This is a genomic window from Brevundimonas sp. M1A4_2e (assembly GCF_053345555.1).
This window is the reverse complement of record NZ_JBKFAI010000001.1, coordinates 771,419-795,244: the sequence shown is the minus strand read 5'-3', so window position 1 is coordinate 795,244 and position 23,826 is coordinate 771,419. Positions and strand designations below refer to the sequence as shown.

Here is a 23,826-nt window from a genome sequence, read left to right as displayed (position 1 = left end):
CCCGCCGCAGCTATTTGACCCAATCGGTGGAACGATGATGAACAGCAGCTTCAAGACCCTGCTCGTGGCGGCGGCCAGCACCCTGGCCCTGGCGGCCTGCGGCGGCTCCGCCGAGGTAGCCTCGCCCGGCGAAGGCGATTTCGGCAATGGCGGCGGCGGCAACCCCGGCGGGCCGGGCACGCCGGGCACGGGCCAGGCGGCGGCGGATTGCCCGACCGGCTTCGCCAACGTCGGCACCATCGCCAACGGCACCCTTCGCAACTGCCAGCTGCCCCAGCAGATCAACGGCTCGCTGACCGTGCCGCTGCGCGCCGGCACCATCTACTCGATCTCGGGCCGCACGGCCGTGGGCACCGACGGCGGCGTCGACGCCTCCGCCAACGCCGGCACACAAGGCATTCTGACGGTTGAGCCGGGCGTGACCATCTTCGCATCGGGCGGCGGCGACTATCTGCTGGTGAACCGCGGCTCGCAGATCTACGCCGAAGGCACGGCTTCCCAGCCGATCATCTTCACCAGCCGTCAGAACGTCGAAGGCACGACGACCGAGACCTCGCAAGGTCAGTGGGGCGGCATCGTCATCGCCGGCCGCGCGCCCCAGGCCAACTGCCAGCTGACCGCCCCGGTCACCTGCACCGGCCAGGTCGAGGGCACCAACGCCTTCTACGGCGGCGGCAACGCCAACGACAACTCGGGCCGTCTGCGTTACGTCCAGATCCGCTATTCGGGCTTTGAAATCTCGACCGGCAACGAACTGCAAGCCCTGACCCTGGCCGGCGTCGGCGCGGGCACCACCATCGAATACGTCCAGTCCTACAACTCGTCGGACGACGGCATCGAAATCTTCGGCGGCAACGTCAACCTGAAGCGCATTGTCATCAACGGCGCGGATGACGACGCCTTCGACACCGACACCGGCTGGCGCGGCGGCGCCCAGTTCGGCATCGTGACCCAGCGCGCTCCGAACGCGACCAGCCGCTCGGCCGGGTTCGAGTTCTCGGCCGCCCCGGCCTCGACGCCGCTGGCCCAGCGCTACAACTCGCAGCCGAAGATCGCCAACTGGACGCTGGTGGGCCGCAACTCGCCGACCGACGCCCACACGGTGGCCCACTTCGACACGGGCACGAAGGCGACCGTGGTCAACTCGGTCTTCACCAGCGTCTCAGGCTCGCTGGCCGGGTGCCTGGACATCGCCGACGCCGACACCGCCAGCGTGAACCCGGTGTTCAACTCGGTCTTCATGTCCTGCGGCGTCTCCTACCGCGCCAGCGGCGCCGCCCGTTCGGGGCCGGTCTTCACGGCCGGTTCGAACAACACGGTCAAGGGAACCTCGACCCTGGCCGCCCCGACCTCGGGCGTCACCATCACCAACCAGACCCTGACCTTCATCAACGGCGCCAACGAGACCGCCGTGACCCCGGTCAAGGCCTCGAGCGTCCACGCCGCCTTCACGGACACCGACTACATCGGCGCCGTGAAGAACGCCTCGGACACCTGGTGGCAGGGCTGGACCTGCGGCCTGACGGCCAATCTGAAGTGCTGATGAACCCTCTGGCGAGGCGGCGGTCCGAAAGGGCCGCCGCCGACCCATTGAGCGTCCAGCATATCTCGACCTTCGCAAGGCAGCCGAACATGAAGAACAAGACCCTGACCCGTAACGGGGTGCTGCTGGCCAGCAGCGCCCTCGTCGCCGTATTCGGCGCGCCCAGCCTCGCGCTCGCCCAGGCTGTCGCACAGACGGCCGCCCCCGCCGCCGCCGTGGCGTTGAGCGCTGAACTGCCCGCCGATCCGGAGAGCCCGGATCAGGTGTCGCAAACCCCTGCCACCCAGTTGGGCGACATCGTCGTCCTGGGCCGCAACATCCCGCAGGAGAACCGTCAAAGCGCCGAAGTGGCTGCTTTCCTGACCTCCGAGGACCTGCAGCGCACCGGCGATTCCACCGCCGCCGCCGCCCTGACCCGCGTGACCGGCCTGTCGATCGTCGATGGCCGCTTCGTCTATGTGCGCGGGCTGGGCGAGCGCTATTCCTCGGCCCTGCTGAACGGTTCGCCGCTGCCCAGCCCCGAGCCGCTGCAGCGCGTTGTGCCGCTGGACCTGTTCCCCTCCAGCATCCTGGCGGGCGTGACGGTTCAGAAGTCCTATTCCCCCAACTATCCCGGCGAGTTCGGCGGCGGGGTCATCGACCTGCGCACCGTGGACGCCCCGGCCGAGCCCTTCCTGACCTTCAAGGTCGGCGTCGGCGGCAACACTGAGACCACCGCGCGCGACAATCTCGTCTACTACGGCTCGGATTCCGATTGGACCGGCTTCGACGACGACACCCGCAAGGTCCCCGGCGCCATCGACATGGCTTTCCGCACGGGCAAGCAGATCAACCTGGCCAACTTCTCGGCCTCTGAAGTGCAGGCGATGGGCCGCTCGCTGGTCAATGCGCCGCTGCGCCTGATGCAGCGTCAGCAGACGCCCGTCGACGGCAGCCTGGAACTGGCGGGCGGCTTCCGCACGCCGACCGAGATCGGCGACCTGGGCGTCATCGCCGTCGCCGGCTACGACAACTCCTGGCGCACCCGTCAGGCGATCCAGGAAGAGGGCCAGTTCCAGGGCGATGACCTGGTGCCGGTGTCGACCTTCGACGTCGAGTCGAACCAGAACGACGTGCGCCTGAACCTGCTGGGCGGTCTGTCGCTGACGACCGACGATCACGAGGTGAAGTGGACCAACCTCTACGTTCGCACCACGACCAAGCGCGCGCGCACCTCGGCCGGGCCGGACTTTGACGCCGGCGGCAGCGTGATCCGCAACGATTACACCGAGTGGTTCGTGCGCCAGCTGTTCACCAGCCAGCTGGCCGGCGAGCACTACTTCGGCGCCGACGGCGCGTGGAAGCTGGACTGGCGCGCGGCCTACGCCACAACGTCGCGCGACGCCCCTTATGAATCGCGCTTCCAGTACGGCGTGGACGCCCAGGACCGCTTCATCCACAACGTTCAAGGCAATCAGATTTCGTTCAGCGAACTGGACGACGAAGTCTGGTCCGGCGGCGTGGACCTGGCCTACAAGCTGCCGATGGCGGCGGGCCGCGAGGCGACCATCAGCGTCGGCGCTTCGACCCTGGACAACACCCGCTCGGCCGAGCGCCACGACCTGCAGTTCGAGGCCGTCAACGGCCTGACCGACAGTCAGCGGCACTCGCGCATCGACTATCTGTTCTCGGACTTCAACATCAATCCGTGGACCCTGCAGCTGCGTGAGATCGCCGGCTCGAACGGCGCCAACGCCTACGACGCCGACATGAAGGTCAACGCGGTTTACGCCATGGTCGACGCCGAGTTCGTGCCGACCGTGCGCACCACCTTCGGCGTCCGCTTCGAGGACGGCCAACAGAGCGTGACCCCGCGCGACCTGTTCGGCGGCACGACGTCCTATGAGGCGACGGAGATTGAGGAGCAGTACTGGCTGCCGTCGTTCACGGCGACGTGGAACTTCACCGAGGACCAGCAACTGCGCTTCGGCGCGTCCAAGACCATCGGCCGTCCGCAGTTCCGCGAGCTGGCGCCCCAGGCCTATACGGACCCGGAAAGCGACCGCGCCTTCATCGGTAACCCGTATCTGACCGACACCGAAATCCTGAACCTGGACGCGCGCTGGGAATGGTATTTCGGCCGCCAGCAGTTCGTGACGGCGGGCGTCTTCTACAAGAAGCTGGACAAGCCGGTCGAGGCGGTGATCGTCGACGTCGGCAACCAGCGTCAGCAGACCTTCCTGAACGCGCCGGAAGCGACGGTCATGGGCGTCGAGGCCGAGGTGAAGAAATACTTCGAGTTCGCCGACCAGCCGTCCTTCATCTCCAACAAGCGCTGGCTGGTGCAGGCCAACTACACCTGGTCGGACTCTGACGTCTCGGTGGGCGAGGGCGACACCGTCATCACCCTGGGCGGCGGCGGTCGTCCCGAACAGGCGGCCTTCTTCATCCAGGACGGCAGCCGTCTGCAAGGCCAGTCCGAGCACGTCGCCAACCTGCAACTGGGATGGGAAGACGACACGGCCCGCTCGCAGGCGACCTTCATCCTGAACTACGTCTCGGAGCGGATCACCGCACGCGGCGCAGGCGTCGGCACGGCGCGCGAGCCGGATTACCTGCAGGAGCCGGGCGCCTTCCTCGACTTCGTCTATCGCAAGGATTTCACCGTGAAGGGCCGCGACCTGGGCTTCGCCCTGGAGCTGCGCAACCTGCTCGGCACGGAGTTCGAGGAGTATCAGGAGAAGGGCAACCGGATCCGCATCAACCAGTATGACCTGGGCCAGAGCGCCTCGGTCAGCCTGACCGCGCGTTTCTAGGCGCGGATCGCGCCTGACATTTGAGTCGGGAGGCCCTTAGCGGTCTCCCGGCTTTTTTATTGCCTCTCTAGGTGGGAGCGGCGGGTGACGGTTGCGCATCATTTCATCCGAACCCGCTTCATGTGTCGTGACAACTTCTCGACGCTGTCATGGTTCGGAGCGAGCCGGGTACGGAGCATCCGCCTAGGGAGGCGAGGCGGCCGCGAGAGGCCGTTGGGGATGTCTTCCTTGCTCGCTGGCCTTCGCAAATTGAGCGCCGTTTCGTTGGGCAAGGACGGCCTGTCCCTTCGCCGTCCGCCCCTGCGGCGCGTGGTCGAGGCGGCGCTGATCCTTCTCCTTCTGGTGCAGGGCGGGCGGCTGATCTGGCTGTTTGCCGCGCCGACCCCTGAAGTGGCGCAGGCGCGGCCCTTGCCGGACGTCGAGCTGGGCGTGCTGTCGCGCTTCGACGCCTTCTTCCGAAACGGCGGGGGCGGGGCCGAGGCGACGCCGTCGGATGGCGGCGGCCTCACCCTCTTCGGCGTGCGCGCGGACGGTGCGGGCGGCGGCTCGGCCATCATCGGCCTGGCGGACGGCCGCCAGGTTTCGGTCGGCGCGGGCGAGGAGCTGGAGCCGGGCCTCAGCCTGACCTCCGTCGCCCCTGATCACGTCACGCTGTCGCGCGGCGGCGCGCCGTTCCGTCTCGATTTTCCCGACATGGCGCCCGGCATCGCTGCAGCAACGCCCGCGACAACAGCTCAACCGGCTGTCGCAGCGCCCGAAGCGGTTTCGGCCGAGGGCGCGGTGGTCGATCCCCAGCGCCTGATCGCCCAGGCGGGCCTGCGGCCGCGCATCAAAGGCCTCGGCGTCAACGGCTTGACGGTCTCCGCCTCGGGCGACGGGGGCGAGTTGCGCAACGCCGGCCTGCGCTCAGGCGACGTCATCCTGTCGGTCAACGGCACAGCCCTGAACAGCCCGCAGGCCATCGCCGCCCTGCGCGGCCAACTGGCCGACGCCCTCTCGGCCCAGATCCAGTTCGAGCGCGACGGCCAAGTTCGCTCCACCACCGTAAGGACGCGCCCATGAAGGCTCGCAGCCGCTCCCTGCTCACCGGCGTTCTCGCCGCCGTCCTGGCGGTGCAGCCGCTGGCCGCCGCGCCGGTGATGGCGCAGGAGACGCGTCAGACGCTGAACGTTCAAAACGCCGACATCCGCGCCTTCGTGCAGGACGTGGCGCGCACGACGGGGCGCACCTTCATCGTCGATCCGGCGGTGACGGGCACGGTGACGGTGTCCAGCCCGCGCCCCCTGACCCGCGCCCAGCTGTTCGAGGTCTTCCTGTCGACGCTGCGGGCCAACGGCCTGGTGGTGACGCCGACGTCGTCGGGCGCCTATCGCATCAGTCCGGCCCAGCGCGCGGCGCAGGGCCCGGCCACGGTCGGCGCAGAGCGGTTCTCGACCGAAGTCTTCACCCTTCGCCACATCGACGCCGCCTCGGCCGCCGAGACCATCCGGCCGCTGGTCGGGGCGCAGGGGCAGGTGCTAGCCAACCCCGGCGCCAACAGCGTGGTGGTGGCCGATTTCGCCGACAACCTTGCGCGCATCCGGGCGCTGGTCGGCCGCATCGACGTGGACCGTTCCGCCTATGAGGTGGTGGCGCTGGAGAACGCCTCGGCGCGCGAGATCGCGGGCGTGCTGCAACAGGTGACGGGCGGCCCCGGCGGTCCCGGCCTGGTGACGATCACCCCGGTTGAAAGCTCCAACGCCCTGGTCCTGCGCGGAGACGGTCAGGCGCTGTCGCGGGTGCGCGGCCTGATCGCCGATCTGGACGGGCGGGCGCGGGCCAGTCAGGACGTCAACGTCGTCTTTCTGGAGCACGCCGACGCCGAGCAGCTGCTGCCGGTCCTGCAACAGATCGTGGGGCAGCCTGCGGATGCTGCGGCGCCGTCTTCGCCGCGCCTGCGCACCGCCCGCGCCGGGGCGAACCAGACGACCAGCGGGATGGGGCAGGGCGGGCTGACCACGACGGGCGAGGCCGACAGCGGGCCGATCGGCTCGACCACCGTGACCGCCACCGGCCAGCGCGCCACCATCGCCCGCTTCCCCGGCGCCAACGCCCTGGTCATCTCCGGCCCGGCGGACCTGCAGCGCACCCTGACCGAGGTGATCCGCCAACTGGACGTGCGCCGGCAGCAGGTGCTGATCGAGGCCATCGTCGTCGAGCTGAGCGACAAGGCCGTGCGCGATCTGGGCGTGCAGTGGCTGATGGCGGGCGAGCAGGGCGTCGGCCTGACCAACTATTCCGACCGCGCGGCGCCGCTGGTTCCCATCGCGGGCGGGGCGGCGGCGGGGCAGCTCGACAAGGACGATCCCCTGCGCGAGCGGCTGCAGAACCTGGCCCTCAACAGCCTGCTGGGCGCCAACGGCTTCGTCGGCGGGGCGGGGGGCAAATGGGGCGACGGCCTGTTCGGCTTCATCATCAACGCCGCCAAGACGGACGCGGGCTCCAACCTGCTGCAGACTCCGTCGATCATGACGCTGGATAACGAAGAGGCGACCTTCCTGGTGGGGCAGGAGGTGCCGATCACCACCGGCCAGACCATTCTGGACGGCAACTCCAACCCCTTCACCACGACCGAGCGCAAGGACATCGGCGTGCGCCTGACGGTGCGGCCCCAGATCAATGTGGGCGGCTCCATCACCCTGACCCTGCGGCAGGAGGTGTCGAGCATCAACGGCCTGCTGACCAGCGGCGCCAATGACCTGATCCTGGACAAGCGCGAGCTGGAGACGACGCTGGTGGTCGATGACGGCGACATCGCCGTGGCGGGCGGCCTGCTGGATCAGAACGACCGGCTGGAGGTCAGCAAGGTGCCGGGGCTGGGCGACATTCCGGGCGTCGGCGTCCTGTTCCGCTCGACCAGCCGCGAGCGGGGGCGGACCAATCTGATGGTTTTCCTGCGCCCGACCATATTGCGCACCTCGGCGGACGCACAGGGGCTGGCGGCGGACCGCTGGGGCTATATGCGCGGCGAGCAGCAAAGGGTTCATCCCGATCGCGAGCCCAGCCTCGACGCCCTGCTGCGCGACTATATGCAGGCCCAGCCGCCTGCGGCTCCGGCGGCGGGCGAGCCGTTGGTCATCGCCCCCGTGGCGCCTGTCGCGGCGCAGCCGCTGCCGCCCGTCTCGGGAGCCGCCCGGTGATCACTGTCGTCGATCCGCGACTGCCCTACGGCTTCGCCAAGATCCACGGCGTCCTGCTGCTGGCGGCGGGCGAGGTGATGGCGGTCGGGGTGCGCGAAGGCGCCGACCCTCTGGCTCTGGTCGAGGCGCGCCGCGCGCTGGGCCGTCCGCTGGAGGCGACGCGGTTCAGCGCCGCGGCCTTCGACCGCAAGCTGTCGGAAGTCTATGCGGGCGAGCAACTGACGGCCGCCGACGGCGACGACCTGTCCCTGCCGGTAGGGCTGGACAGTCTGGTGGACGACATACCGGCGGCGGCGGATCTGCTGGACGCCACGGACGACGCGCCGGTCATCCGCCTGATCAACGGCGTCATCGCCGAGGCCGCCCGCATCGGCGCCTCGGACGTGCATCTGGAAAGCTATGAGACGCGCCTGCTGGTGCGGATGCGGGTGGACGGGGTGCTGCGCGAAGCGCTGAGCCTGAACCCGCGCGTGGCGCCCTTGCTGGTGTCGCGCATCAAGGTCATGGCGCGGCTCGACATCGCCGAGAAGCGCAAGCCCCAGGACGGGCGCATCCCCCTGACGCTGGGCGGCAAGTCGCTGGACGTGCGCGTCTCGACCCTGCCGTCGCGGGCGGGCGAGCGGGTAGTGCTGCGCATCCTGGACAAGGATCAGGCCGGGCTGACGCTGGATCGGCTGGGCATGGACCCGGCGGCGCTGGAGGCCTTCCGCCATGCGCTGGCCGAGCCGAACGGCATCATCCTGGTCACCGGGCCGACTGGCTCGGGCAAGACGACCAGCCTCTATGCCGGGCTGTCGCTGCTGAACGACGGCTCGCGCAACATCCTGACGGTCGAGGACCCGGTCGAATACGCCATGGAGGGCGTGGGCCAGACGCAGGTGAACCCCAAGGTCGGCATGACCTTCGCCGCGGGTCTGCGCGCCATCCTGCGCCAGGACCCGGACGTGGTCATGGTCGGCGAAATCCGCGACACGGAGACGGCGTCCATCGCCGTGCAGGCCTCCCTGACCGGCCACCTGGTGCTGTCGACGGTCCACACAAACGACGCGGCCGGGGCGGTGACGCGCCTGCGCGATATGGGGGTCGAGCCCTTCCTGCTGGCCTCGACCCTGCGGCTGGTGGTGGCGCAGCGGCTGGTGCGGCGTCTGTGCCCGCACTGCCGCATCGAGGAGACGGCGGACAAGGCGACGGCGCGCCTGATCGGCGCGGAAGAGGGCGTGCGCGTCTGGCGGCCGCACGGCTGCGCCGACTGCGGCTCGACCGGCTATGTCGGGCGCATCGGTCTTTATGAGACGCTAGCGGTGGACGAGAAGGTGCGCCGCCTGATCGCCTCGGGCGCGGATGAAGACGCGGTGTTCGACGCCGCCTTCGCGCGCGGCGGGACGCTGGCCGACCGGGCGCGGACGCTGGTGCTGGAAGGCGTCACCTCGGTCGAGGAGGCCCTGCGCGTGGCGCGTCAGGAAACCGCCGCCGAAGAGGTCGCGGCCTGATGGCGGCCTTCGACTACATCGCCGCCGATGCGAGCGGGAGGACGGTCAGCGGCTCTGTCACCGCCGCCGATGAGACCGCCGCGCGCAAGGCGCTGGCGAAGCGTCAACTGGCGCCGTTGCAGCTGTCGCTTGGACATTCCGGCGCGGTCGCCGCTCCGTCGAAGGTCGGCAAGGCCGGACGGCTGTCGCCCAAGACGCTGGCGCTGACGACGCGGCAGCTGGCGACACTGATCTCCGTCTCTCCGCTGGAGGAGGCGCTGCGCAACCTGATGCTGCAGGCGGACCGCCCCAACGTGCGCCGCGTGTTGGAAGGCGTCCACGCCGGGGTGATCGAGGGGCGGCGCCTGTCCGACGCCATGGGCCAGCAGGGCGCGGCCTTTCCACCGCTGTATCGCGCCATGACGGCGGCGGGCGAGCAGTCGGGCGCGCTGCAACCCATCCTCGAACGCCTGGCCGACGGGCTGGAGCGGGACGAGCAGGTGCGCGGCAAGGTGCTGACGGCCCTGGTCTATCCGTGCGTGCTGGCGGTGGTGGCGCTGGGCGTCATCGTCGCCATGATGACCTATATCGTACCCAAGGTGGTCGACCAGTTCGACAGCATGGGCCAGACCCTGCCGCTGCTGACGCGGCTGGTCATCGGCCTGTCAGACCTGATGCGCGACTGGGGCTGGCTGATCCTGTTGGCGCTGGCGGCCATCGCCGCCGCGGGTCTGATCGCGCGGCGGCGCGAGGCGGTGCGGCTGAAGCTGGATGCGTGGGTGCTGCGGCTGCCGCTGGTCGGGCGGCTGACGCGCGACCTGCACGGGGCGCGCATGGCCCGCACCCTGTCGACCATGATCGCGGCGGGCCTGCCGGTGCTGGAGGGGCTGACCATCACCGCCCGCACCGTCTCCAATCGCGCCCTGCGCCGCGCCACCGAACAGATGGCCGAGGCCGTGCGCGAGGGAGGAGGCCTGTCGGCCGCCATGCGCCGCGCCGAGGTCTTTCCGCCCATCCTCGTCTACATGACCGCCTCCGGCGAAAGCAGCGGTCGGCTGGAGCCCATGCTGGAGCGCGCGGCCGACTATCTGGAGCGCGAATTCTCCAACTTCACCGCCGTGATGCTCAGCCTGCTGGAGCCGGCGATCATCGTGGTCATGGGCGGGATCGTCGCCGTGATCGTGCTGTCGATCCTGCTCCCCATCCTTCAGATCAACACCCTGGCTCTGGGGTGAGGAGACCCTCCATGCGCAGCGAAGATATTCGGGACAAGTGTCAGAAACGTCCGGGTTTCACCCTTGTCGAACTGATGGTCGTGATCGTCATCATTGGGCTTCTGGCGACGGTTGTGGCGATCAACGTCCTGCCCAGTCAGGACAAGGCCATGGTTGGCAAGGCGCGGGCCGACATCTCGGTGCTGGAGCAGGCGGTGGAGACCTATCGCCTCGACAACCTGACCTTCCCCACGGATCAGCAGGGGCTGAAGGCCCTGGCGGCGCCGCCCGCCGATCTGGCGCGGCCGGAACGCTATCGCCAGGGCGGCTATGTCCGCCGCCTGCCCGAAGACCCGTGGGGCAACCCCTACCAGTATCGCCGCCGCAGCGCCCATGGCGGCCAGTTCGACATCTGGTCCTTCGGCGCCGACGGCCAGGAAGGGGGCGAGGGAAATGACGCCGATATCGGCAACTGGCAGGGCTGAGGCGCTCTCTCGCCCGGCCGGTTCGGTAGCCGTGGAAACGCCCAAACGCGCTCAAGCAGCGAGCCGCCGCGCGGCGAGCGGTAACGCACGACAAGGGTTTACCCTCGTCGAGTTAATGGTCGTGATCGCCATCATCGGCGTGGCGGCGGGGGCGGTGGTGCTGTCCATGCCGGACCCGCGCCCGACGCTGGCGGTCGAGGCGGAGCGGTTCGCCGCGCGTCTGACGCTGGCGCGCGAAGAGGCGGTGATGACCAATCGCCCGGTGGCTCTGCGCGCCGATGCGGCGGGCTATGGTTTCGAGAGCTTCGACGGCGCCGTCTGGACGCCTTTGACCGGCGTGCTCGCGCCCAAGGCGTGGGGCGAGGGGGCCGCCGTCGGCGCGCCCGCCCGAGCCGTCTTCGACCCCACTGGCGGCGCCGACGCCGCCAGCGTGCGGCTGGAGCGCGAGGGCCAGGCCGTCACCGTCGCCATCGATGGCGCGGGCGAGGTGACGATCCATGAGTGAGGGTTCGCCCCGCGCGGGCTTCACCCTGATCGAATGCCTCGTCGCGCTGGCCGTGTTCGGTCTGGCGGCGATGGCGTTGCTGAACCTGTCGGGCGAGAGCACCCGCTCGGCGGCGCGGGTCGAGACGCGGACGCTGGGCGGCGTCGTCGCCGACAATGTGGCCGCCGAGGCGATGATCGCGCGCGACCTGCCCAGCGGCAGCACGTCGGGGCAAGCGTCGCTGGGCGGGCGCGAATGGCGTTGGGTGCGGGTGGTCAGCGCGACCGACATGCCCGGCGTCGGCCGCATCGACGTGCGCGTCTTTGCCGATGAGGAACAGGCCGCCGAGCGCGTGCTGTTCCGGGCGGCGGGCGCATGAAGTCGCGCGCCGGATTTACGCTGGTTGAGGTCCTGATCGCCCTATTGATCTTCGCCCTGCTGGCGGGGGCGGGCGCGCTGGTACTGGGGCAGTCGATCGAGACGCGGTTCGCGGTGAAGACGAACGCCGACCGAGTGGCGGCGCTGCAACGCACGCGGGCGCTGCTGCGCGCCGATCTGGCTCAGGCGACGGGCCGACGGGTGCGCGGGCAGACGGGGCGTCCGGCGCCTCAGGCGATCATGGGCCCGCAATTGCCGGGCGATCCTTTGCTGGTGTTGGCCCGCAGCGGCTGGAGCAACCCGGACGGAGCGCCGCGCGCCTCCCTGCAACGGATCGAGTACCGGCTGGTCGAGGATCGGCTGGAGCGCCGGGTGGCCCCCTATCTGGATGGGGCGCGGGCCGGGCCGCCGCAGGTGCTGTATCGCGGGGTGAAGGACGCCCGCGTCGCCTTCATCCAGAACGGCTCCGAGGCGCCCGCCTTTTCCGCCAGCAGCGACCGGCCCCTGCCGGACGCGGTGCGGGTGACGCTGACGCTCGACGGCTTCGGCCCGGTCGAGCAGCTGTTTCTGGTCGCCGCCGCATGAAGCGGGGCGCGCGCGATCGCCGGGGCATGGCCCTGCTGACCGTCCTGTTGCTGGTGGCGGTGATGGCGGCGCTGTGCGTGGTGCTGCTGGACGATGTGCGCTTTTCGGTGCGCCGCACGACCAACGCCGAGAGTCAGGCGCAGGCGCAAGGCTTTGCGGCGGGGGCCGAGGCGCTGGCGCGACGACGACTGTCCGATCTGGTCCGCGCCGATCCCGCGCGCACGTCGCTTCAGCCGCACTGGAACGGCCGCGTGTTCGCGCTGCCGCTGGAAGACGGCGAGGGGCGGGCGGTGATCCGCGACGGCCAGTCCTGCTTCAACCTGAACAGCCTGGTGCTGGGCCAGGGCGAGGATCTGATCGCGAGGCCTGAAGGGGCGGCGCAGTTCATCGCGCTCGGCGAGGCGCTGGGCGTGCCGCGCGGGCGGATGGCGGCGGTCGCGGCAGCCTTGACCGACTGGATGGACGGCGACGCCCAGGTGTCGCCGCAGGGGGCGGAAGATTCCACCTACGCCAGCCGCCCGACGCCCTATCGCACCGGCGGGGTCATGCTGGCCGAGGTTAGCGAACTGCGCGCCGTGACGGGGGTGGACGACGAACTTTATCGGCGTCTGAGGCCGCATCTGTGCGCCTTGCCCGAGGCGCGGCTGTCGCCCTTGAACCCCAATACGCTGGAGCCGCAGGACGCCGTGCTTCTGGTCGCGATCAGCCGGGGCGTGGTGGGGCTGAATGCGGCCAAGTCGGCGATCGCGGCGCGCCCGGCCGCGGGCTGGTCCAGCCCCGACGCCTTCTGGGCCCAGCCCGCCCTGTCAGGCGTGGTCGTCGATGAAGAAGCCAAAGGTCAGATCACCCTGGCCACCCGCTATTTCGACCTGAGGGTCGAGATCGAGCACGGCGACGCCCGCGCCGTCCGCACCGCCCTGATCCACGTCGCGCCCGATGGCGCGGCGCGCACCGTCATCCGCCGCTGGACGCCAGAAGAATGAGCCCCAGGACATGAGCCACGCCCGCATCCTGTTCATCCCGACCCACGCGACCTTGCCCGCGCGTTTCCTACTGGTTGATCGCGAGGGCCGCGTCGTCGCGCGCGGCGAGCTGGACCCGCATCAGGCCGAAGCCCCGCCGTCGATCCGCACAATCGCTGTGGCGCCCGGCGCCGACGTCATGACACGCTGGCTGGATCTGCCGCAGGGCAATATGGCTCAGGCCAGAGCCGCCGCACGCTGGGCGCTGCGCGATCAGGCGGCGGGCGAGGTCGATGGGCTGGACGTGGCCCTGAGCGCGGCGCCTGCCGACGGCGGCCTGCGCCTGACGGCGGCGGTGTCGTCCAAGCTGCTGCAGGCCTGGCTGCGCTGGATGGAGACCTTCGACATCCGGCCTGACGCCGTCGTGCCGGATAATCTGTGCCTGCCCGCGCCGCTGGAGGCTGAGACGTGGACCGCTGCGCAGATGGGCGCGGACGTGGCTTTGCGCGGTCCGACCTTCGCCGTGACGGTGCAGCCTGATCTGGTGGAGGCGATGGCGGCGGGGCGCGCGCTCGACTGGCTGGAAGGCGAGGCCCTTGAGGCGGCTCTGGCGGCGGGGGCGATGGCGGCGCCGGTCGATCTGTTGCAGGTCCATGATCGGCGCGAGCGCGGGCAGGCGGCGAAGGGCTGGCGTCTTGCGGCGGGTCTGGCGGCGGCCCTGTTGATCTCGCCGCTGATCCTGATGGCGGCGGAAGGTCTGCGTGATCGGGCGGCGGCGGACGGCGCCGGAGCGGAGGCGAGGATCGGGGCGGTGAAACTCTATCCCGAACTGGCGACGACGAAGGATGCGGCGGCCGAAGCCTTGCGCCGTCTGGACGCCGGGCCGCCGCCGGGCGGAACTGCGCGCGCGATGTCCGCCGTTTTCGCCGCCGTCGAGCGCGTGCCGGGCGCCGAACTGGACGACGCGACCTTGGGCGGCGAAGGGCTGCGGGTCACGATGAACCACGCGGCCTTCAATGATCTGGACGCCGTGCGCGCCGATCTGGCCGAGGCTGGTCTGGCGGTGGTCGACGAAACCTCGGCTGAGGAGGGCGGACGGATGATCAGCACGCTGACGATCGGAGGCGCCCGATGAAGGCCCTGTTCTCTTCCACCGGCGCCTGGTGGGACGGGCGGTCATTGCGCGAACGGCGGATGTTGGCCGTCATGGGCGTTGTGGTGCTGGGCGTCACCGCGTGGCTGGGCGTGGTGCGTCCGCTGGAGGGCTGGAAGGCCGATCAGGCGCGCGCCCGCGTCGCGGCCGAGCGGCAGTTGGTTCAGGTTCAGACCGCTGTGGCCCAGCGAGGCGCGCGACCGACTGAGGCGGTTGACCTGCAGGCGCTCGTCGCGTCGACGGCCTTGACGGCGGGCGTGCAGCCGACGCTAGGCATGTCCGAAGGCGGGCGGCTCGGCTTCCGCCTGGAGCGGGTCACGACGGCCCAGGCCTTCGGCTGGTTGGCGGCGCTCGAGGAAGGTGGGGCGCGGATCGAAGAACTGGGCGTTGTCGAAAACGCCGACGGGACGTTGGGCGTCAGCGGGGCGCTCGCTTCCGGCGCCTAGCGGCTTTTCCGTCTCGGCCCGTTGGTGGGTTGTGGACTTGAGCGTCCGGGCGGGGCAGGTATCGCAATCATGTCCCTACGTCTGGCTCTTCCTTTGATCAGTGCGGCGCTCTTGGCGGGATGCGCCTCGCCGCCGCGTGTCGAGACCGTACGATCGGCCGCCGTGCCCGATGCTGTGACCGCCTATCGCCTGTTCGAGGGGGAAGCTTCGACCGAGACCGACCGCGCGGCGGCTGTGGCGGTACGACAGGCGCTGGCCGCGCGCGGCTGGCGCGAGGTCGACGACAAGACCGCCTGGCGGGTCGAGACGGCCTATGCCGTGCGGCCTCAGAAGACCGGCGTCTTCACCGATGTCGATGCGCGAGACGGCGAATGGACCGAGGCGCCGCGCCTGCCGCAGTTCTGGAGCCGCCGCCGTCAGGTTCATACGTTGAGCCTGATCCTGACAGGGCCGGGTGATGCGCCGGGGGCCTATCGCGTGTCGGCGACTTCGGTCCTGGGGCGAGGTCAGGCCGACGAGGCGCCGGGCCTGCTGGCGGATGCGGCTGTGTCCCAGCTGGGCGCAGTTGACTAGCTGACCGGACTGGCCTGGGGGTCCATCACCCGGGGCAAGGTCAGGATGAAGGTCGCGCCTGGCGATCCGGCCTGGTGACGGATGCTTCCCCCGTGGCGCTCTGCGACCGTGCGGACGAAGGCGAGGCCCAGGCCCGCGCCTCGGTGGTCGGCGCCGCCGTGACCGAAAGCCTGGAACAGGCGCCGGGCGGCGTCTTCGGACAGACCGGGCCCCTGATCGCTGACGCTGAGGACGCAGACCGGGCGGCCGTTTTCTTCGGCGCCGCTCAGGCTGACCTGAATGGTTCCGCCGCTGGGGCCGTATTTCAGGGCGTTGTCCAGCAGATTGGTGGTCAGGCGACGCAGCAGGGCCGGGTCGCCCTGAACCAGGAACTCTTCTTCGCCGTCGGGCGTCAGGATGCGGACGCCCTTCTTCGACGCCTGGGGCCACAGGATGTCGGCGGCGTCCATCGCCACCTGACCCAGATCCATGAGCTCTGAGCGATAGGGCTGGCTCTCGGCGCGGGCCAGCTGCACGTAGCCTTCAGCCAGGTCGAGGGTCTGACGCGCGTAATCGGCGATGCGTTTCTGGACCGCTGCGTCCAGACGCGGCGCGGGGCCGTCCAGCAGCGTCAGGATCGACACCTGGGGCGCGCGCATGTCGTGGCTGAGCAGTTGCAGCGCCTCGGCGCGTTGGCGCTCGGCGGCGCGGAAACGGGTCATGTCGGCGAAGCGCACGATGTGGCCGACCGGCTGCCCCTCGGCGTCGGTCAGGACCGAGGCCGCCGCTTTCAGGATGCGGCCGTCGGGCGTGGCGATCTCGCCGGGATCGCCGTCCGGGTCGAGGAAGCGGCGCCAGGCGGGCTCGCCCAGCGACTGGAACAGCAGGGGCAGGTCGGCGTCCCCCTGCAACTGGTCGCCGAACAGGGCCTCGGCCCGGTCGTTGGACAGGATGATGCGGGCGTAGGGATCGGCCACCACCGTGGCGTCGGGCAGGCTGCGCAGGGCGTCGGAGATGAAGCGTTCGAGGTCGCGGACCTGGCGCACGGCGGCGCGCAGGGCGTCGACCTGACGGGCCACGACGTCGCCGCCTCGGGCCGGGCTCGTCAGGCGCACGCCGTCGCGCTCGAAGGCCTCGACCTCGCTTTGCATATAGGCCGAGGCGGCGGCCAGACGACGCCAGCTCCACAGAGGATAGGCCAGAGCCAGCCCCGCCACAGCGGCCGAGGGCGGGAACCACAGGCCGCCTGCCAGGAAGGCCAGCGCCGCGGCGAGCAAGGTCAGGATGATCAGGCCGACGCCCAGCGCCATATTGGCCGCCGGACGCAGGATCAGAAAGCCGCCGACCAGCAGGCTGAGCGGCAGCAGGGACAAGGCCAGCACCCACCCGTGCGAAAGGCTGCGCGGGCCGCCGCCTTGCAGCAGGGTTTGCAGCAGGGCGGCCTGCACCTCGACGCCGGGGCGTAGCTCGCCCTGCGGCGTGGCCGGAGTGGCGTAGCGGTCGCCCAGTCCCGGCGCGGTGGCCCCGACCAGCACCATACGGTCTTTCAGAAAGTCGGCGGGCGTCTCGCCGTTGAGAACGTCTACGAAAGACAGGGTGCGGAAGGCGCCTGGCGGGCCGCGATAGACCACGGCCTCCGATGCGGCGGGATAGAGTGCCTCGTCGGTCTGTGGCGCGGGCGGCGGCGGGATGGCGGTTCTCGTGGCGGCCAGAGGCAGGATCAGATGCGGCCAACTCTGATCGCCCGACTGGAGATATAGGGGCAGGCGACGCACGACGCCGTCGTTGTCGACCGTCAGATTGACGTGACCCATCCCCGCTGCGGCCGTGGCCAGTCGGGCGGCGGGGGCGTCTTCGCGAAAGGCGGCGCCGTTCAGGCCCGGCGCATCCACGACGACCGGCAGCTGGACCTTGCCGTTGCGGGTCAAGGCGACGGCCAGCGGCTCATCCTGCGAGGACGGCTCGGTGAACAGGACGTCATAGGCGACCGGCCCGGCGCCCGCCTCGGTCAGGCGGTCGATCAGGCGGGCGTGCAGGTCGCGCGGCCAGGGCCATTGGCCCAGGGCGTCCAGACTGCGGTCGTCGATGGCGATGATGACGATGGTCTCGTCAGCCGGCCCGGCCTTGGCCCGCATCAGGGCGTCATAGACTAGGTGGTCGGGCCCGTCGGCGACCGGCGTCAGCGCCAGCCAACTGATCAGCAGGGCGGATGAAGCCGCAACGACGACCCATTCGACCAGGGCGCGGCGACCGGTGAGGCGAGCGCCGAACCAGCGTTTCCAGCCGCCTTTCAGCCCGGAAGGCGCGGGCGCCACCCTAGCGCCCGATGCGCAGCTGTTGCGGCTCGGACCAGGCTTCCAGCAGGCGGCCGAAACGGTGACGTGCGCTCTGCACGCGCCAGCTGTAGAGGCCCGGCGGCAGGTCGCTGAGGGTGAAGGCTTCGTCGGTCAGGCCGGGCTGGTCGATCAGAAGCGGGCCGTCGACGCCGCCGTCTTCAGCCTCGCGCCACAGCTGGAAGCGGAAGGCGGCTTCGCCCACGCCCTCGGCCTCCCAGCGGAAGCGATAGAAACGCCTGCGGTCGCGCTGGTCCATCGCCGAGGCCAGTCCGCCGACGCCGTTGCGGGCGCGGATGAAGCTGTAGGTCGTGGCCTTGCCCTCCAGCCCCTCGGGCGACAGGGCGGTCAGGCGCAGGAAATAGGCCCCTTCCTCCATGTCTGCGAACACCAGCGGGCCGCCGGGCGCGCTGTCGGTCTCGGCGAAGGATTCGATCATGCCGGCGTCCTGGGCGACGCGGCCGCGATAGCGCTCGGCGCCGGCGAGGGGCTGAACCTCAAACACGACCTGGGCCTGGGTCTGAGGCGCATCGGGGCGGGCGAGGGCGGGCGCGAGCAACAGAGGCAGCAGGCGAACGGCGCCTGCGGCGGCGCTGACGCCCTGATCGGCGGCGGCCAGCGCTTCGTCCTCGCCAGAGGCCACGGCGACGGCGCCGTCCAGCACTTCGGTGGCGGAGCGCGCGCTCGCCTCGTCGAACGAGACGCGGAAGTCGGTGCCGCGCACGGCCGAAACCGAGACAGGGGTGCGGATGGCGAAGCCGCCCGGGCGGGTGCGCGGCGTGACCTTGGATTCCGCGCGGCCCGCCTCGACCGTCAGGGCGTGATCGACGGCGCCGTTGATGGCGTAGCGGCGCAGGCGGCTGACGCGCACGCGGCTGTTGGAAGGCACGACCACATGGCTGCCGTCGGACAAGGCCAGGCGGACGAAGGCGTTGGCCCCGGTGCTCAGGACGGCGGACTCACGAACGATCTGACCGGCTGTGGGCGCGGCCGCGACGCCGCCCTGATGCAAGGTTACGGCGCCGCGAAAGCCGGCGATGCGCGCCTCGTCCGGATCGGCGCGCAGCAGATCCACGGGCAAGGCCAGAGTGCGTCCGATCGACAGGCGGCGCGGGTTGACGACGCGGTTCTCGCGCTGCACCCGACGATAATCCAGCGGCCGGTTCATATAGGCTGTGGCCAGGTCGATAAGGGTGTCGCCGGGGCGCACCACATAGTCGAGGGTCTCGGTCGGGCGTGCAGGGGCGGTCGACTGCGCCGCCGCCGGGGCCGCCGACAGCAGAACCGCAGCCGCCAGAACACAGGACCAGTTGGACTTCATGCCTCGCCTCATCCGCGGACCTCAGGCGTCGATGGCGGAATCGGCCCCCGCGACGCGCTCAAGGCGGTAACCGTAGCTGTAAATGGGTGTGAGGCGGAAGCCTTGCTCTGGCCGCAGCTCCAGCTTGTTGCGCACCCGCGAGACGTGCATGTCCAGCGAGCGGCTGTTGAGATTGGGCTCATTGCCCCAGACCGTTTCCAGAATATAGGTCCGCGACAGCGCCCGATGCAGGTTGCGGAACAGCAGCAGAGCCAGGGCGTATTCCTTGGCCGTCAAGGCGATGGTCTCGCCATTGCGCGCCACGCTGCCTGCCGCTTCGTGAAAGACGATGTCGTCGTAGGTTTCTATCCCCGGCGTGACCGGCTGGGCGTAGGCGCGGCGGATCAGGGCGTTGATGCGCGCGGCCAGCACCGGCTTGGACAGGGGCTTGGGCAGGTAGTCGTCAGCCCCGGCGTCCAGGCCTGCGACCACGTCTTCGTCCTCGGCGCGGCTGGTGACCAGCAGCATGGGCGGCGCGGGCTTCAGATTGTTCCGCGCCCAGGTCAGGATTTCCAGCCCCGACCGATCCGGCAGGTTCCAGTCGACAATGATCATGTCGAAGGTATCCTTGCGCAGCGCCGAGATCAGCGCCTGGCCTCGCGAAAAAAGAGTGGCGCGATAACCGGCGTCCTCGACCACGTCGGAGATGAACTCCAACTGGACAGGATCGTCGTCCAACACCGCGATTTTCATAGTTCTGCACGCTCCGGGGAATGGCTGAACCATAGCCGTGGAAGTGGCGCATTAGGCGAGTGTAAAATGTAAAATATAGTCACCTCGCGGAAAGGTTGAAATTCACTGTGGCAAGCCTGGCAGCGGCGTCAAGCGGGGCGCCTGATCGCGGCACAGGGACTTGATCCAGCGCCGCACTGTTTTCAGCCGGGCGGCACCGTGAACCTCGCGGTGGGTGCTGAGCCAGAAGCGGCGCTCGATCAGCACCTCATCGGGCAGAATCCGCGTCAGTCCCGCGGCCAGGAAGCAGGGCAGGACGCCGATGCCGCCGCCCGCCGCCACCATGTCCCGCTGGGCGCGGATGGACGAGGACGCCAGTCGCGGCCGCAGGTTGGGGCGGATCTCCTCCAGGTAGCGCAGCTCGGGCGCATAGATCAGGTCGTCGACATAGCCGACCATGTCGAAGCGGTTCAGGTCGTCGATGCTATCGGGCGCGCCGTGCTGTTCCAGATGCTGCGGCGAGGCGTAGAGCGCCAGTTGATAGGTGGTCAGCGGTTCGACGATCAGGCGCGGGCTGTCGGCGGGGCTGAGGGTGATGGCCATGTCCACCTCGCGGCGGCTGGGCGACAGGAAGCCGGAGCTGGCCGCCAGTTCGACGTTCAGTCCCGGATGCGCCGCCAGCAGGCCCGGCAGGGCGGGAGCCAGCACCGCGCCGCCGAAGCCCTCCGAGGCGCTGATCCGCACGGCGCCAGCGATCAGGTCGGGCTGGGTGACGCGCCCGGCGGCCTCCATCGCGCTTTCGGCGTCCAGCGCTCGCTCCAGCAGTTGGGCGCCGGTGGCCGTCAGGTGCAGCCCGGCGGCAGAGCGGACCAGCAGGGTCGACTTCAGCGCCGTCTACAGCCGCGCCACGCGCCGCCCGACGGTGGCCGCGTCCACGCCAAGCCGCTGCGCCGCCGTGGCCAGAGACCCGGCGCGGGCGGCCGCCAGAAACACCCTCAGATCATCCCAGTCGAACATATGCAAATATGCACATCATCACCTGCAAGATTGCAATGGGCCTGACCGGTCCGCTCTGCTAGGGCAGGCTCACGAAGAACCATAATCAGCGGGAGAGACGCCAATGCGCGACATTCGCCACTTCATCGACGGTGCGGCTTTCGAAGGGGCGTCCGGCCGCTTCGGCGACGTCTTCAACCCCAACACCGGCGAGGTTCAAGCCCGCGTCCAGCTGGCGACCGTCAGCGAGATGGACCGCGCGGTGCAGTCGGCGCAGGCCGCCTTCGAAGGCTGGTCCTCGACCAACCCGCAGCGCCGCGCCCGCGTCATGTTCGAGTTCAAGCGCCTGGTCGAGGCGAACATGAACGACCTGGCGGAAATGCTGTCCAGCGAGCACGGCAAGGTCATCGCCGACTCCAAGGGCGACATCCAGCGTGGTCTGGAAGTGATCGAGTTCGCCTGCGGCATCCCGCACGCGCTGAAGGGCGAATACACGCTGGGCGCCGGTCCGGGCATCGACGTCTACTCCTCGCGTCAGGCCCTGGGCGTGGTGGCGGGCATCACCCCGTTCAACTTCCCGGCCATGATCCCGATGTGGATGTTCGGCGTCGCCATCGCCGTCGGCAACACCTTCATCCTGAAGCCGTCCGAGCGCGATCCGTCCGTGCCGGTGCGTCTGGGCGAACTGATGATGGAGGCGGGCGCGCCCAAGGGCGTGCTGAACGTCGTCCACGGCGACAAGACGGCGGTCGACGCCATCCTGGCCCACCCCGACATCCACGCCGTCAGCTTCGTCGGCTCGTCGGACATCGCCCACTACGTCTATCAAACGGGCGCCCAGCACGGGAAACGGGTCCAGGCCATGGGCGGCGCCAAGAACCACGGCATCGTCATGCCCGACGCCGATCTGGATCAGGTCATCAAGGACCTGTCGGGCGCGGCCTACGGTTCGGCGGGAGAGCGCTGCATGGCTCTGCCGGTCGTCGTTCCGGTCGGCAAGAAGACCGCCGATGAACTGCGCGAGCGTCTGGTCGCCGAAATCCCGACCCTGCGCGTCGGCGTCTCGACCGATGATCAGGCCCACTATGGTCCGGTGGTCTCGGCCCAGCACCGCGACCGCGTCGCCGGGTGGATCGGCAAGGGCGTCGAGGAAGGCGCCGAACTGGTCGTCGACGGCCGCGACTTCAGCCTGCAGGGGCATGAGAAGGGCTACTTCATCGGCCCGTCGCTGTTCGACCATGTGACGACCGAAATGTCGTCGTATCAGGAAGAGATCTTCGGTCCGGTGCTGCAGATCGTCCGCGCCGCGAACTTCGAAGAGGCGCTGAGCCTGCCGAGCAAGCACCAGTACGGCAACGGCGTCGCCATCTTCACCCAGAACGGCCGCGCGGCCCGCGACTTCGCCGCCCGCGTCAACGTCGGCATGGTGGGCATCAACGTGCCGATCCCGGTGCCGGTGGCCTACCACTCCTTCGGCGGCTGGAAGCGTTCGGGCTTTGGCGACACCAACCAGTACGGCATGGAAGGCGTGAAGTTCTGGACCAAGACCAAGACGGTGACGGCCCGCTGGCCCGACAGCGCGCTGGAGCATGAGGACAGCAGCTTCATCATCCCGACGATGAGCTAACGGCTTTCCTCCCCACGTCAGTGGGGAGGGGGACCACGAAGTGGTGGAGGGGCCTCTTGGGACAGCGGAACCAAGCGGCCCCTCCGTCTCGGCCGCTCCGCGTCCGATCCACCTCCCCATTTCATGGGGAGGAGAAAGTCAGCTCAGCGTGTAGGGGATCACCGCGCGCTCGTTCTCCGGCACGGCCAGCATCCGGTCGATCGGCGGGAAGGCCCGCTGGGTGCAGTCCGTCCGCTCGCAGATGCGGCAGTTCACGCCCATGCGGGTCGGGGGGCCGTTGAGGTCCAGTCCATCCGCATAGACCAACTGCGCGGCGTGCTCGATCTCGCATCCCAAACCCAGCGCATAGCGCCGGTCCGGCTCCAGGAACGACCCGCCCGGCTTGGACACGCTCTTGGCGATGCAGACGTAGCGGGCGCCGTCCGGCATTTCCGACAGATTGACCAGAATGCGGTCGGGCGCGCTGAAGGCCTCGTGCACGTTCCACAGCGGGCAGGCGCCGCCGAAGCGGGCGAACTGGAAGCGCGTCGCGCTGTGCCGCTTGGTGATGTTCCCCGCCATGTCCACCCGCGCGAAGTAGAAGGGCACGCCGCGCCAGCCGGGCCGTTGCAGCGTCGACAGCCGGTGGCAGGCCTGTTCGAAGCTGACATGGAAGCGGTTGCGCAGGCGGTCCACGTCATGACGCAACTCCCGCGCCGCCTCCAGGAAAGCGCGATAGGGCAGCAGCAGCGCCCCGGCCGCATAGTTGGCCAGGCCGACCCGGCACACGTCGCGCGCGGCGGGAATGTCGAAGGCGGCGCGGTCCAACTCGTGCTCGATCAGATCCTCGAACCGTAAGCGAACCAGCTGGTGCGCCATCTGGAAGGCGCGGGTGGCGCCCGGCAGGCTGGCGTCGACGTACAGGATGCGCGCGCCCGGATCGAAACGCCGCATAGCGCCGCGCGCCTGACCCGTGGCGACGCGCACGCCGCACAGATTGTTCAGGGCCGTCTCCAACTCGCGCTCAGGGTGGACGCCGTCGCCCAGACTCAGCCGCGCGGCCAGGTCCTCCGCCGCCCGGTCCAGGGCGTCGATGTAGTTGTCGCGATAGTGGAAGAAGTCGCGCACCGCCTCATAGGGCAGGGCTGGGGCGGCGACCGTGGCGCGTTCGTCGCGGCCTAGCGTCTCGTTCAGCGTCTTCAACCGCTCGTCCAGGCGGCGATAGTCCTGGTGCAGGGCCAGAAATTGCCGCGCCAGCCGGGGCGCGTTCATGGCCGCCTGCTTCAGCTCGCCCGCCGTCGGCGCCTCGGCGTGGCCGGCGACGTCGGTGGTCGCCTCGCGCAGGTCGGCGATCAGGCGGGCGTCGCCGTCCAGATCGAACAGGCTGGCGTCCACGTCGAAGGCGCGGGTCAGGGCGATCAGCACCCGCGCCGTGACCGGGCGCTGGTTGGTCTCGATCTGCGACAGATAGGACGGCGACAGCGCCAGCCGCCCCGCGCACTGTTCCAGCGTCCAGCCGCGCGCTTCGCGCAGCTTGCGGACCTTGGTCCCGAGGTAGAGTTTTTCAGCCATGATTGTCGGGCATTGCAACTTTGCAAAAACGCTTGTCCGCCT

Annotated in this window: 21 protein-coding genes; 15 read left to right on the top strand and 6 right to left on the bottom strand. The window is 69.7% G+C overall.

Annotation, left to right across the window (positions count from 1 at the left end):
* Positions 1-37 precede the first annotated feature (37 nt).
* The 14 genes from ACLBV5_RS03725 (at position 38) to ACLBV5_RS03660 (ending at position 15,266) form a co-directional block, all read left to right on the top strand.
* Positions 38-1,543, top strand: coding sequence for a hypothetical protein (locus ACLBV5_RS03725; protein ID WP_447604850.1), 1,506 nt, complete (start codon positions 38-40; stop codon positions 1,541-1,543).
* Between the two features lie 89 nt (positions 1,544-1,632).
* Entirely contained in the window at positions 1,633-4,338 is a 2,706-nt protein-coding gene (locus tag ACLBV5_RS03720) for a TonB-dependent receptor domain-containing protein (RefSeq protein WP_447604849.1), read from the top strand.
* Positions 4,339-4,587: 249 nt separating this feature from the next.
* Positions 4,588-5,400: a type II secretion system protein N gene (locus ACLBV5_RS03715; RefSeq protein ID WP_447604848.1), complete on the top strand. Its 813-nt coding sequence runs from the start codon at positions 4,588-4,590 to the stop codon at positions 5,398-5,400.
* Positions 5,397-7,517 (top strand): type II secretion system secretin GspD, encoded by a 2,121-nt coding sequence (gene gspD, locus ACLBV5_RS03710; RefSeq protein WP_447604847.1) that lies wholly within the window; start codon positions 5,397-5,399, stop codon positions 7,515-7,517. Before ACLBV5_RS03715 ends, gspD begins: the two co-directional genes overlap by 4 nt.
* The gene (gene gspE, locus ACLBV5_RS03705; protein WP_447604846.1) at positions 7,514-9,007 is read left to right on the top strand and encodes a type II secretion system ATPase GspE; all 1,494 of its coding nucleotides are present in this window, start codon (positions 7,514-7,516) and stop codon (positions 9,005-9,007) included. Before gspD ends, gspE begins: the two co-directional genes overlap by 4 nt.
* Positions 9,007-10,221 carry a type II secretion system inner membrane protein GspF gene (gene gspF, locus ACLBV5_RS03700; protein WP_447604845.1) on the top strand — a complete coding sequence of 405 codons (1,215 nt, stop codon included), beginning with the start codon at positions 9,007-9,009 and terminating at the stop codon, positions 10,219-10,221. Before gspE ends, gspF begins: the two co-directional genes overlap by 1 nt.
* Positions 10,222-10,232: 11 nt before the next feature.
* Positions 10,233-10,685 (top strand): type II secretion system major pseudopilin GspG, encoded by a 453-nt coding sequence (gene gspG, locus ACLBV5_RS03695; RefSeq protein WP_447604844.1) that lies wholly within the window; start codon positions 10,233-10,235, stop codon positions 10,683-10,685.
* Entirely contained in the window at positions 10,594-11,190 is a 597-nt protein-coding gene (locus tag ACLBV5_RS03690; RefSeq protein ID WP_447604843.1) for a GspH/FimT family pseudopilin, read from the top strand. Before gspG ends, ACLBV5_RS03690 begins: the two co-directional genes overlap by 92 nt.
* A complete protein-coding gene (gene gspI, locus ACLBV5_RS03685) occupies positions 11,183-11,548 on the top strand; it encodes a type II secretion system minor pseudopilin GspI (protein ID WP_447604842.1) in 366 nt (121 codons plus the stop codon). Before ACLBV5_RS03690 ends, gspI begins: the two co-directional genes overlap by 8 nt.
* Positions 11,545-12,132 (top strand): type II secretion system minor pseudopilin GspJ, encoded by a 588-nt coding sequence (gene gspJ / locus ACLBV5_RS03680; RefSeq protein ID WP_134580355.1) that lies wholly within the window; start codon positions 11,545-11,547, stop codon positions 12,130-12,132. Before gspI ends, gspJ begins: the two co-directional genes overlap by 4 nt.
* Positions 12,129-13,115 carry a type II secretion system minor pseudopilin GspK gene (gene gspK, locus ACLBV5_RS03675; RefSeq protein ID WP_134580356.1) on the top strand — a complete coding sequence of 329 codons (987 nt, stop codon included), beginning with the start codon at positions 12,129-12,131 and terminating at the stop codon, positions 13,113-13,115. The genes gspJ and gspK overlap by 4 nt, the downstream gene beginning before the upstream one ends.
* Positions 13,116-13,125: 10 nt before the next feature.
* Positions 13,126-14,229: a type II secretion system protein GspL gene (gspL, locus tag ACLBV5_RS03670; RefSeq protein ID WP_447604841.1), complete on the top strand. Its 1,104-nt coding sequence runs from the start codon at positions 13,126-13,128 to the stop codon at positions 14,227-14,229.
* Positions 14,226-14,693 carry a type II secretion system protein GspM gene (gene gspM, locus ACLBV5_RS03665; protein WP_447604840.1) on the top strand — a complete coding sequence of 156 codons (468 nt, stop codon included), beginning with the start codon at positions 14,226-14,228 and terminating at the stop codon, positions 14,691-14,693. The genes gspL and gspM overlap by 4 nt, the downstream gene beginning before the upstream one ends.
* Before the next feature lie 69 nt (positions 14,694-14,762).
* A complete protein-coding gene (locus ACLBV5_RS03660; protein WP_447604839.1) occupies positions 14,763-15,266 on the top strand; it encodes a hypothetical protein in 504 nt (167 codons plus the stop codon).
* On the opposite strand, the gene ACLBV5_RS03655 is transcribed toward ACLBV5_RS03660, so the two are convergent.
* The 5 genes from ACLBV5_RS03655 to ACLBV5_RS03635 all read right to left on the bottom strand — a co-directional run bounded on the left by ACLBV5_RS03655 (position 15,263) and on the right by ACLBV5_RS03635 (position 20,627).
* On the bottom strand, positions 15,263-17,560 hold the full coding sequence (locus ACLBV5_RS03655; RefSeq protein WP_447604838.1) for a CHASE2 domain-containing protein: 2,298 nt from the start codon (positions 17,558-17,560) through the stop codon (positions 15,263-15,265). The two genes, ACLBV5_RS03660 and ACLBV5_RS03655, sit on opposite strands and share 4 nt — an antisense overlap.
* Before the next feature lies 1 nt (position 17,561).
* Positions 17,562-18,899, bottom strand: a complete 1,338-nt coding sequence (locus ACLBV5_RS03650) for a FecR domain-containing protein (protein WP_447604837.1) — start codon at positions 18,897-18,899, stop codon at positions 17,562-17,564.
* Between the two features lie 21 nt (positions 18,900-18,920).
* Entirely contained in the window at positions 18,921-19,631 is a 711-nt protein-coding gene (locus ACLBV5_RS03645) for a response regulator transcription factor (RefSeq protein WP_134580362.1), read from the bottom strand.
* Between the two features lie 102 nt (positions 19,632-19,733).
* A complete protein-coding gene (locus ACLBV5_RS03640) occupies positions 19,734-20,402 on the bottom strand; it encodes a LysR substrate-binding domain-containing protein (protein WP_447604835.1) in 669 nt (222 codons plus the stop codon).
* Between the two features lie 102 nt (positions 20,403-20,504).
* Entirely contained in the window at positions 20,505-20,627 is a 123-nt protein-coding gene (locus tag ACLBV5_RS03635) for a helix-turn-helix domain-containing protein (RefSeq protein WP_447604834.1), read from the bottom strand.
* A gap of 103 nt (positions 20,628-20,730) precedes the next feature.
* On the opposite strand from ACLBV5_RS03635, the gene ACLBV5_RS03630 reads away from it, so the two are divergent.
* Positions 20,731-22,233: a CoA-acylating methylmalonate-semialdehyde dehydrogenase gene (locus ACLBV5_RS03630; RefSeq protein ID WP_447604833.1), complete on the top strand. Its 1,503-nt coding sequence runs from the start codon at positions 20,731-20,733 to the stop codon at positions 22,231-22,233.
* Positions 22,234-22,371: 138 nt separating this feature from the next.
* Here ACLBV5_RS03630 and ACLBV5_RS03625 read toward each other — a convergent pair whose 3' ends face one another.
* On the bottom strand, positions 22,372-23,784 hold the full coding sequence (locus ACLBV5_RS03625) for a short-chain fatty acyl-CoA regulator family protein (RefSeq protein ID WP_447604832.1): 1,413 nt from the start codon (positions 23,782-23,784) through the stop codon (positions 22,372-22,374).
* Positions 23,785-23,826 lie beyond the last annotated feature (42 nt).

Excerpts from the sequence above, each read along its gene's own strand:
- gspD (WP_447604847.1), top strand. The coding sequence starts at position 5,397 with ATGAAGGCTCGCAGCCGCTCCCTGCTCACCGGCGTTCTCGCCGCCGTC.
- gspK (WP_134580356.1), top strand. The coding sequence starts at position 12,129 with ATGAAGCGGGGCGCGCGCGATCGCCGGGGCATGGCCCTGCTGACCGTC.
- ACLBV5_RS03725 (WP_447604850.1), top strand. The coding sequence starts at position 38 with ATGAACAGCAGCTTCAAGACCCTGCTCGTGGCGGCGGCCAGCACCCTG.
- ACLBV5_RS03635 (WP_447604834.1), bottom strand. The coding sequence starts at position 20,627 with ATGTTCGACTGGGATGATCTGAGGGTGTTTCTGGCGGCCGCCCGCGCC.
- ACLBV5_RS03650 (WP_447604837.1), bottom strand. The coding sequence starts at position 18,899 with ATGAAGTCCAACTGGTCCTGTGTTCTGGCGGCTGCGGTTCTGCTGTCG.
- gspJ (WP_134580355.1), top strand. The coding sequence starts at position 11,545 with ATGAAGTCGCGCGCCGGATTTACGCTGGTTGAGGTCCTGATCGCCCTA.
- gspG (WP_447604844.1), top strand. The coding sequence starts at position 10,233 with ATGCGCAGCGAAGATATTCGGGACAAGTGTCAGAAACGTCCGGGTTTC.
- gspM (WP_447604840.1), top strand. The coding sequence starts at position 14,226 with ATGAAGGCCCTGTTCTCTTCCACCGGCGCCTGGTGGGACGGGCGGTCA.
- ACLBV5_RS03690 (WP_447604843.1), top strand. The coding sequence starts at position 10,594 with ATGGCGGCCAGTTCGACATCTGGTCCTTCGGCGCCGACGGCCAGGAAG.
- ACLBV5_RS03630 (WP_447604833.1), top strand. The coding sequence starts at position 20,731 with ATGCGCGACATTCGCCACTTCATCGACGGTGCGGCTTTCGAAGGGGCG.
- ACLBV5_RS03645 (WP_134580362.1), bottom strand. The coding sequence starts at position 19,631 with ATGAAAATCGCGGTGTTGGACGACGATCCTGTCCAGTTGGAGTTCATC.
- gspL (WP_447604841.1), top strand. The coding sequence starts at position 13,126 with ATGAGCCACGCCCGCATCCTGTTCATCCCGACCCACGCGACCTTGCCC.
- gspI (WP_447604842.1), top strand. The coding sequence starts at position 11,183 with ATGAGTGAGGGTTCGCCCCGCGCGGGCTTCACCCTGATCGAATGCCTC.
- ACLBV5_RS03720 (WP_447604849.1), top strand. The coding sequence starts at position 1,633 with ATGAAGAACAAGACCCTGACCCGTAACGGGGTGCTGCTGGCCAGCAGC.
- ACLBV5_RS03660 (WP_447604839.1), top strand. The coding sequence starts at position 14,763 with ATGTCCCTACGTCTGGCTCTTCCTTTGATCAGTGCGGCGCTCTTGGCG.
- ACLBV5_RS03625 (WP_447604832.1), bottom strand. The coding sequence starts at position 23,784 with ATGGCTGAAAAACTCTACCTCGGGACCAAGGTCCGCAAGCTGCGCGAA.
- gspF (WP_447604845.1), top strand. The coding sequence starts at position 9,007 with ATGGCGGCCTTCGACTACATCGCCGCCGATGCGAGCGGGAGGACGGTC.
- ACLBV5_RS03640 (WP_447604835.1), bottom strand. The coding sequence starts at position 20,402 with ATGGAGGCCGCCGGGCGCGTCACCCAGCCCGACCTGATCGCTGGCGCC.